The 9,212-nt window shown below is 71.3% G+C and carries 7 protein-coding genes and 3 pseudogenes; 6 read left to right on the forward strand and 4 right to left on the reverse strand.

Annotated features, from left to right (window positions below; translation table 11 throughout):
* Positions 1-366 precede the first annotated feature (366 nt).
* The 4 genes from IEZ01_RS31220 to IEZ01_RS31235 form a co-directional block, all read right to left on the reverse strand.
* Positions 367-1,800, reverse strand: coding sequence for an NAD(P)H-hydrate dehydratase (locus IEZ01_RS31220; RefSeq protein WP_189205058.1), 1,434 nt, complete (start codon positions 1,798-1,800; stop codon positions 367-369).
* Positions 1,801-2,273: 473 nt separating this feature from the next.
* The gene (locus IEZ01_RS31225) at positions 2,274-2,642 is read right to left on the reverse strand and encodes a holo-ACP synthase (protein ID WP_019888797.1); all 369 of its coding nucleotides are present in this window, start codon (positions 2,640-2,642) and stop codon (positions 2,274-2,276) included.
* Between the two features lie 16 nt (positions 2,643-2,658).
* The gene (gene glmS / locus IEZ01_RS31230; RefSeq protein WP_019888796.1) at positions 2,659-4,506 is read right to left on the reverse strand and encodes a glutamine--fructose-6-phosphate transaminase (isomerizing); all 1,848 of its coding nucleotides are present in this window, start codon (positions 4,504-4,506) and stop codon (positions 2,659-2,661) included.
* Positions 4,507-4,516: 10 nt separating this feature from the next.
* Entirely contained in the window at positions 4,517-5,275 is a 759-nt protein-coding gene (locus IEZ01_RS31235; protein ID WP_189205061.1) for a hypothetical protein, read from the reverse strand.
* Between the two features lie 654 nt (positions 5,276-5,929).
* Here IEZ01_RS31235 and IEZ01_RS31240 point away from each other — a divergent pair.
* From IEZ01_RS31240 to IEZ01_RS31255, 6 genes and pseudogenes are all read left to right on the forward strand, one after another.
* Entirely contained in the window at positions 5,930-6,154 is a 225-nt protein-coding gene (locus IEZ01_RS31240; RefSeq protein ID WP_189205063.1) for a hypothetical protein, read from the forward strand.
* Positions 6,151-6,273, forward strand: a complete 123-nt coding sequence (locus IEZ01_RS35780; RefSeq protein WP_267907324.1) for a hypothetical protein — start codon at positions 6,151-6,153, stop codon at positions 6,271-6,273. The genes IEZ01_RS31240 and IEZ01_RS35780 overlap by 4 nt, the downstream gene beginning before the upstream one ends.
* Positions 6,270-6,560, forward strand: a complete 291-nt coding sequence (locus IEZ01_RS31245; RefSeq protein ID WP_229833305.1) for a PIN domain-containing protein — start codon at positions 6,270-6,272, stop codon at positions 6,558-6,560. The genes IEZ01_RS35780 and IEZ01_RS31245 overlap by 4 nt, the downstream gene beginning before the upstream one ends.
* A 129-nt stretch (positions 6,561-6,689) precedes the next feature.
* A pseudogene (locus IEZ01_RS35940) lies at positions 6,690-6,767 on the forward strand (hypothetical protein); the annotation flags it as partial.
* 127 nt (positions 6,768-6,894) lie between these two features.
* A pseudogene (locus tag IEZ01_RS35945) lies at positions 6,895-7,323 on the forward strand (replication initiator); the annotation flags it as partial.
* Positions 7,293-7,886: pseudogene (locus tag IEZ01_RS31255) on the forward strand (site-specific integrase); the annotation flags it as partial. The pseudogenes IEZ01_RS35945 and IEZ01_RS31255, both read left to right, overlap by 31 nt.
* Positions 7,887-9,212: the final 1,326 nt, after the last annotated feature.

Raw genomic sequence — 9,212 nt, forward strand, 5'->3', positions numbered from 1 at the left:
AGCCAGCCGGGGGGCGAGGCCGTGCGGGCGCAACCGAGGCGTGACCGCCGGCAAGAGCCAGCGCCGCGGCCAAGCCCCCAGCGTGCGGCCCGTGCGACCCGGACCAGAGTGGGGCCGTCCAGCCCGATCGCGGCCGTGCGGCCGCGCCGGCCCGCCGGGGGGCGAGGCCCTCCGGGCGCAACCGAGGCCTGGCCGCCGGCAAGAGCCAGCGCCGCGGCCCGGGGCCGTGCGGGCGGGGCCGTCCGGCCGGACCCGCCGGGGCGTCCGGCCTGAGCCAGGGCCGAGGCCGTGCGGCACCGAGGGGGCGGGGGCAGGGACCGGCCAGGGCTGTCCGCCGACGCGGGGCGGGGCCGTCCCACCTGTGCCCTACGACACCACGTCCCGCCACGCGGCCGGGAGCGTTGCCGCCACGTCCTGGGCCGACACGGGCGCGCCCGGGGAGGCCCGGCGGGCCGCGAGGCCGTGGAGGTAGGCGGCGGAGGAGGCCGCGTCCGCCGGGTGCAGGCCTGCCGCGAGGAGGGAGCCGGCGAGGCCGGAGAGGACGTCGCCGGAGCCGGCCGTCGCCAGCCAGTGCGTGCCGGTGGGGTTCGCCCGTACCGCCACCCCGCCCTCCGGGGACGCCACCAGCGTCGTCGAGCCCTTGAGCAGCACCGTCGCGCCGAACCGCGCCGCCAGCTCCCGTACCGCCCGCAGCCGCCCCGCCTCCACCTCGTCCCGTGACACCCCGAGCAGCGCCGCCGCCTCCCCCGCGTGCGGGGTGAGCACGGTGGGGGCGGTACGGGCCCGTACGACCGCGGCGTCCAGGTCCCGCAGCCCGTCGGCGTCCACCAGTACCGGCACGTCCGAGGCCAGTACGTCCGCCACGCCCGGCCCGTCGCCGAGCCCCGGACCGACCACCCACGCCTGGACCCGGCCCGCCTTCGACGGCGGCCCGTCGTGGACCAGGGTCTCCGGGAAGCGCCCGATCACCGCCTCCCCGGCCGGGCCCACGTACCGCACGGCTCCCGCCCCGCCCCGCAGCGCCCCGGCCACGGCGAGGACGGCGGCGCCGGGGTAGCGGGCGGAGCCGGCGACGACACCGACCACCCCGCGCCGGTACTTGTCGCTCGACGCCGTCGGCACCGGCAGCATCCGGGCCACGTCCTCGTGCTGGAGCGCCTCGACGTCCGGCACGGACGGCAGATGGTCGTCGAGCCCGATGTCGACGAGCCGTACCGCCCCCGCGTACTCCCGCGCCGGATCGATCAGCAGCCCCGGCTTGTACGTGCCGAAGGTGACCGTCGCGTCCGCCCGCAGCGCCTCCCCCGTCACCTCCCCCGTGTCCACGTCCACGCCGCTCGGCAGGTCGACGGCGACCACGAACGCGTTGGAGCCGCGCGCCGCCCGCGCCACCGGCACGGCGTCGGGGCGCAGCCCGCCGCGGCCGCCGATGCCGGTGATCCCGTCGAGGACGAGGTCCGCGGTCGCCAGCACCTCGAAGGGGTCGTCGGTGACCCGTCCGCCGGCCCGGCGCAGCGCGGCCAGTCCGCCCTCGTGGGCGCGGGAGCCGAGCAGGACCGCCTGAACCCCGGCGCCACGCCGGGCGAGCCGCGCCCCGGCGTACAGCGCGTCGCCGCCGTTGTCGCCGCTGCCGGCGAGGACGACGATCCGGGCGCCGTACACCCGCCCCCGGCCGAGCAGCGCGCAGCACGCCGCGGCGAGCCCGGCGGCCGCCCGCTGCATCGGCGTGCCCTCCGGCAGCTTCGCCATGAGTTCGGCCTCTGCGGCCCGTACGGTCTCGACGCGGTGAGCGGTGCGCATGGGCCGAGTCTGCCGCAGAAACGACCAGTTGACGATCACGCGGACACGCTTGGGCCCTCGCCCGGTTCACGCCCCGGCGGCACCTCCGTACCGGCCGTGGATCAGGCGGGCGGGCTTGCGCCCGCGCCCGTTGCACGCCCCGGCGGCCGACGGCGTACGCCTGTGCGCGGCCGTCGGCGGCGGCCTGCCGCACCGCCGGGCCGGCCGTGGATCACGCCGGCACGCCAACGCCCGCTGCGCTCACGCTGTAGCGCGCAGGCCGTACCGCCGGATCGGCCCGGACCACGGCGGCGCGCCAACCCCCGCTGCGCGCGCGCCGTACCACGTACGCCGAACCGCCGTACCGGCCACGGACCACGCCGACGCGCCAACACCCATGGCGCGCACGCCATCCGCGTACCCAGCGCCCCCGTACCTGCGCCCCGCGCACAGGCTCCGCGCCCGCTCACTCCCCCGCGCAGCCTCCCGCCCGCTCACGCCTCCGCGATCACGACCGCGGACGCCACCCCCGCGTCATGGCTGAGCGACACATGCCAGTTCCGTACGCCAAGCTCTTCGGCCCGCGCCGCCACCGAGCCGCGTACCCGCAGCCGGGGCTGGCCCGACTCCTCGACGTACACCTCCGCGTCCGTCCAGTGCAGCCCGGGCGGGGCGCCCAGCGCCTTCGCCAGGGCCTCCTTCGCCGCGAAACGCACCGCGAGCGACGCCGGTCCGCGGCGCTCGCCGCTCGGCAGGAGCAACTCGCTCTCCACGAAGAGCCGTTGCACCAGACCCGGCGTACGCTCCAGCGACGCGGCGAAGCGGTCCACCTCGGCCACGTCGATTCCCACCCCGATGATCATTCGTCCCCTGCTCCACTCACTCCACGGTCACGGATTTCGCCAGGTTGCGCGGCTGGTCCACCTCGTTGCCACGGGCGGTCGCCAGTTCGCAGGCGAAGACCTGCAACGGCACCGTAGCGACCAGGGGCTGGAGCAGCGTCGGCGTGGCCGGGATCCGGATGAGGTGATCGGCGTACGGCTCGACCGAGGTGTCGCCCTCCTCCGCGATGACGATGGTCCGCGCCCCGCGCGCCCTGATCTCCTGGATGTTGGAGACGATCTTGTCGTGGAGTACGGACCGGCCGCGCGGGGACGGGACGACCACGACCACCGGCAGGTCCCGCTCGATCAGCGCGATCGGACCGTGCTTGAGCTCGCCCGCCGCGAACCCCTCCGCGTGCATGTAGGCGAGCTCCTTGAGCTTGAGCGCGCCCTCCAGGGCGACGGGGTGGCCGACGTGCCGGCCGAGGAAGAGGACGGTGTTCTTGTCGGCGAGGGAGCGGGCCAGGGCCCGTACCGGCTCCATCGTCTCCAGGACCCGTTCCACCTCGTCGGAGATCTTCGCGAGGTCGCGGATGACGGCGTGGATCTCGTCGCCCCACTGGGTGCCCCGGACCTGACCGAGATAGAGCGCGACGAGGTAGCAGGCCACGAGCTGGGTGAGGAACGCCTTGGTCGAGGCGACCGCGACCTCCGGTCCGGCGTGCGTGTAGAGCACCGCGTCGGACTCGCGCGGAATGGTCGAGCCGTTGGTGTTGCAGATGGCGAGCACCTTCGCGCCCTGTTCGCGGGCGTGCCGCAGCGCCATCAGGGTGTCCATGGTCTCGCCGGACTGGGAGATGGCGACCACGAGGGTGCGCCCGCCGAGGATCGGGTCCCGGTAGCGGAACTCGCTGGCGAGCTCCACCTCGCAAGGGACACGGGTCCAGTGCTCGATGGCGTACTTGGCGATCAGCCCGGCGTGGAAGGCGGTGCCGCACGCCACGATCACGACCTTGTCCGTCTCGCGCAGCACCGCGTCGGGAATGCGCAGCTCGTCCAGGCTGAGCCGGCCGCTCGCGTCGATCCGGCCGAGGAGGGTGTCGGCGACCGCCTTGGGCTGCTCGGCGATCTCCTTGAGCATGAAGTAGTCGTAGCCGCCCTTCTCGGCGGCCGAGGCGTCCCAGTCGACGTGGTACGAGCGGATGTCGGCGGCCGCGCCGTCGAAGTCGGTGACGGTGACACCGTCCCGGCGCAGCTCGACGACCTGGTCCTGGCCCAGTTCGATCGCGCTGCGGGTGTGGGCGATGAACGCGGCGACGTCGGAGGCGAGGAAGTACTCGCCCTCGCCGACCCCGACGACGAGGGGGGAGTTGCGGCGGGCGCCGACCACCACGTCGGGGTCGTCGGCGTGTACGGCGACGAGCGTGAAGGCGCCATGGAGCTGCCGGCAGACCAGCCGCATCGCCTCCGCGAGGTCCCCGCAGGACGAGAACGACTCGGCGAGCAGATGCGAGACGACCTCGGTGTCGGTCTCGGAGGCGAGGGTGTGGCCGCGCTCCTCGAGCTCGGCGCGGAGCGCGGCGAAGTTCTCGATGATGCCGTTGTGGACGACGGCGACGCGGCCGGCGTTGTCGAGGTGCGGGTGCGCGTTGATGTCCGTCGGGCCGCCGTGGGTGGCCCAGCGGGTGTGCCCGATGCCGGTGGACCCGCTCGGCAGGGGCCGGTCCACCAGCTCCTTCTCCAGGTTGACGAGCTTGCCCGCCTTCTTCGCCGCGGCCAGCCCGCCGTCGGCGAGCACCGCGACCCCGGCCGAGTCGTAGCCCCGGTACTCGAGCCGCTTGAGACCCGCGATCACCACATCGAGCGCCGACTGCCCGCCGACGTACCCCACGATTCCGCACATGCCCGGCAGCCTACGACCCGACGGCCCGGGCTCCCCTGAGCTTGGCGGTCTGCGCGTCGAGGACGTCCAGGGGCTCGGCGACCGGCCCGCCGGCGGGGCTGACCGTGGAAAAGGTGGCGAGGTGGTTGCGGACGTACGCCGCCATGACCTTAGAGATCACCGGCTCGCCGGCCACCTCGCTCGTAACCGTCCAGGCGAGCGTCGCTTTGCCCGGCATGGCCACCGGCTCCACTGCGAGGACCTTCGTCGTCTCACCCATCAAGGTGAGCGTGAACCCGCCGGCGCACGCCCCGGTGGAGGTACGCAACGCCCGGAAGGCGTCCTGGGCGCCGGTGCCGTCGTACGAGGCGAGCCCGACAGAAGTCACCGGCGCGTCGAGCGCCGCGCGGGCGGCGGCGTCGGGCGAGGCCGCGGGCTTGGTGGCGGGCATCTCGGCGACCTTGACCCGCGCGGTGGCGCCGGGCTTGCCGATGGCGACCATGGCCATGGCGTGGGCGAGCGGCTTGCACGCGGCCTTGTCCGTGACGACACCACTCCCCGGCACGACGTCCGCGGCCCCACCCTTCCGCACGGTGAACCTGGCCGGCAGATCCCCCGACACCAGGGCCCGCTCCTCCAACTCGCCCCCACTCAACGCCCTGACCCCGCCGGGGCCCTTGCCCTTGGCGTCCCCGTTTTCGGCGCCCTGGCCCGTACAGGCGGTGACGGGAAGGACGAGGCAGACGGCGGCGGCGGAGAGGGCGGCACGACGGACGAGGGAGGTGCTCATCGGGGGGTTCCTCGGTTTCCGTGGCAGGACACGTGGCGGAGTCAGTTGATCACGCATCACAGGAGAAACCGGTTGATAACGCACATCACGTCGAGTGCGTCGCACGCGCGGGGTGTACGCCACGTGACCGAGCACACGACCCACATCCGCCACTGGGTAACGCCGTCATCAGAACCGCCCGCAGCCCCCGTCAGGCACGCTCAGCGCCCGGCAGCCATTCGTACGAAAGCGGCAGGAGAGGTAGTCCAACTGGTGTAATCGCTGTCAGTGCCACCGCGATGATGCGCCTCATGAGTTGCATCTCGACCTCGCGGCCTGGCGATTCCTTCCACTGCATCATCAAATGCGGGGTTTGGGGTCACCTTGCGCAGTTACTTCCGAAACGCCGCCATAGACGGTTCGGCCGCCATCGCAGTTACGGACCAGGACCGGCGTGGCCCCCGCCAGCGCATAGTACGTGTGCTACGCACTCCACCCCCACCTGCGTTTTCGCAGGTCACCGGCGGATTCGTACTCCGCTGGCGTCCGTGGCTGTGCCCTGGTTCCGTGGTTGTTGCCGTCAGCGCTGCCGTCAGAGGCGCAGACCACCACGAAGCTGCGAGGCCGCCTGGCAACTCCTGGGCCGACGGCGGCTGCGGACCTTACACTGAGCGCGTGACCGTACGCGAGGAAGCACACCGGCTGCTCGACGCGGTGCCGGAGGACCGGCTGCCCGACGCCATAGAGCTGCTGCGGCAGTGGGCGGAAGTGGAGCGCGGCGAGCGCCCCCGCCGCCGGTTCCGCACGACCGGCGTCTTCGACGGCGAACCCGACCTCGCGGTCCGCTCCAAGGAGATCGTCCGCGACGCCTGGACCAGTGAGGAGCCCCGGAGCGCGTGATCGTCATCGACACGGGCCCCGTGGTCGCGGCCGCCAACCGCAAGGACGACTTCACCTGCAGTGCGTCGACCTGCTCCAGAATTTCCCCGGCCCGCTCCTGCTGCCCGCCCCACTGCTGACCGAGATCGGTTACATGCTCGCCAGTCGTGCCGGGGCCAAGGCGGAGGCCGATTTCCTGCGCGACGTCGCGGACGGCGTCTACGAGCTGGTGCCCGTGACCTCCTCTGAGGTCAGCCGGGCCGCCGACCTGGTCGAGCAGTACGCGAGCCTGCCCCTGGGCGCCGCTGACGCCTTCGTCGTCGCGGTCGCCGAGAAGCACCGCGCGGTCAACATCGCCACCCTGGACCGCCGCCACTTCAGCGTGGTGCGCCCGAGTCACCTCCCGGCATTCACTCTGCTGCCGTAGCCAGACCGTCGCGCTGACGTGCCCGATCGCGCAGGGGTCGGCAGGGTCTTGGACCGGTGTCCTGTCCGGCACTCCCTGCACCGGCGCGGTGTTGTGGAACGCCCACGCCCCGGCGCTGTGGGCCGCTCCATGCTCCACCAGCGCCGCACCATCGCCGCCGCAGCGGGTATCGCCCAGGGCCTGCTCTCCAGGGTCGTCCGGGTCTCGTACACCAAGGTCGCCGAGTACCAGCAGCGCGGACTGATCCACTTCCACGCCGTGATCCGCCTCGACGGCCCCGCAGGCCCCTACACCCCACAACCCGCCTGGGCACACCCCCGAACTCCACGCCGACGCCATGCGGCTCGCGGCCCCCCGCGCCCACATCGACGGGCCCGAGGCCAACGGCCGCGCCCGCTCCTTCGCCTTCGGCGAGCAGATCGACACCAGGATCATCCGGTCCTCCGCCTTCCAGGGCGGAACCACGATCACCGAGGGCAAGGTCGCCGGATACGCCGCCAAGTACGCCACCAAGGGCACCGAAGCCACCATCGGCACTCTCGACCACCGGCTGAAGAGGATCACCGATCTCTGGTTCAAGTCAGTACCCGAGCACGCCGCCCGCATGATCCGCACCGCCTGGGCCCTCGGCGCCCGCGACGACCTCAAGCACCTGAACCTGCGCAACTGGGCCCACATGCTCGGCTTCCGCGGCCACTTCTCCACCAAGACCCGCGCCTACTCCACCACTCTCGGCTCCACGCGCTGTACGAACTCGCCCTGAGAACCGGCTCCGCAAGGGCGAACTCCTCGGCCTTCACTGGGAAGACCTCGACCTCACCACCGGAACGGCCACCATCCGCCGCTCACTCCAGCGCACCCGCACCGGCGACCTCACCCACCTACCCACCAAGACCCGGGCATCCGAACGCCGCATCGCCCTCCCCACCGAATGCCTCCACTCCCTCAAGGAGCACAGGGGACGGCAGGACAAGGCGCAAGAGACAGCAGGATCGACAGCGGGCTCGGATTCACCACGCCCACCCGGCGGCCTCTCGACCCGCCAACCTCACCCGCCGCTTCCGCAGCTTCCTCACCCGGGCCGGCCTCCGCCGCATCCGCTTCCACGACCTCCGCCACTCGACCGCGACCCTGCTCCTGGAACAAGGCGTCGACCTCGTCGTGATCAAGGAACTCCTCGGCCACGCCCACATCGGCGTCACCGCCGGCGTCTACGCGCACGTCAGGCTCCGGCTCCAGCGCGACGCCATAGACACCCTCAGCAACGCACTCGGCGAAGCCATCGACGGCAACGACGACCCATCAGCCGCAGCCGTCGTCCGCTGACGTTGCGGTCAGCATTGCCGCCATCGGGACTGGAGCCTGTCAGGCACGTTCCGCACCCTTTGGCCATTCAAAGGACTGAGGTGGCGCCACCAAAGCCGCGAGAACACCCTCCACACTTTCGTCGGTAAGAGCGATCAAGCTCCACCCGCCCCCCCCGGACGGTGAATAGGCCAACCGGAGGGCCATCTTCGTCGAGAACTGCAAAGAAGTCCCGCCATCCAAATCTATTCTTCCGGAACTCATCCAGTGTGGAATACCGGTCTCGATACGTGCCTCGAAGTGTGGACCTCGGCCCAACTCCAACGCGGATCAAACCGGATACCTCCTCAAGGATTTCCGATACAACGGGAGACGGCAGCAAAACCAACGACTGACATTTGGCCCTTCGAAGCAGCTCCGCAATCTTCAAAGTGGGCACTTCTTGCAAACTCGCCAAGATGACTCCATCGAGAACGCTGGCGGGCGGTACCCGCAGGTACCGCCCGCCAGAGCTTCATTATCAGAACCCGAGATCCTCTAGCCGCGCACCGGGCCATGCCGCCCTGGCTCGACCTTGCATGACCCCTTGGATGATCACTTCAGCCTCGCCGCGAAGGTCATCTTCGACCCATGGCTGATCGTTTACATGGACGCGGAAACGTCCGCTGGGGATGGTGGCTCTAATGACAACTCCACTACCTCCATCTCGGGTAGCCGCTCGAATAGCAGCAGCGGGACTAGTGGTCCAGCTGGTGTAGTCACTATCGGTCATACCGAGATGATGCATCTCAGGCGTCGAGTCCCCGCCCCGCGGCCTTGCAATTCCTTCCACCGCATCATCACAGGCGGGGTTGGGGCCGCCGGTCTCGCCGCTCACTTCCGCAACTCCCCGATAGACCGTGGTGCCGCCACCGCAATTGTGCACAAGTACCGGCGTGGCCCCAGCCAGCACATAGTACCTGTGCTCGCTGGACAGTCGTCACCTGCATTTTCGCTGGTCAGCGAATTATGGCCCGTCCGTGGAAGTACGTGGAAGTCCCCTGCTGTTCGCCCCTGTTGCCGTCAGCGTTGCCGTCAGACGCTCACGCGCGTGAGGGCGGTGGAGTGGGCTTTGGCCGGTGTCCTGCCCGGGTTGGGGTCGGGCATGGTCAGGGGGCCGTACGCTGGCCCGGCAACTCGGGCAGGCTTTGGACCTGCCCGGAATTTGAACGAGTGGCCCCCTGGCCTTGCCCGACGCGGGCCCCGACCCGGGGAGGTGGGGCCTTGACCTCGAATCCTGGACACGGGTTATGCGGCTGGTGTCAGCGTAGTTGATGTTGCTCTGGACGCTGTCTCGTAGGCGATCGG

Source organism: Streptomyces purpureus, assembly GCF_014648195.1.
GTDB lineage: Bacteria > Actinomycetota > Actinomycetes > Streptomycetales > Streptomycetaceae > Streptomyces > Streptomyces purpureus.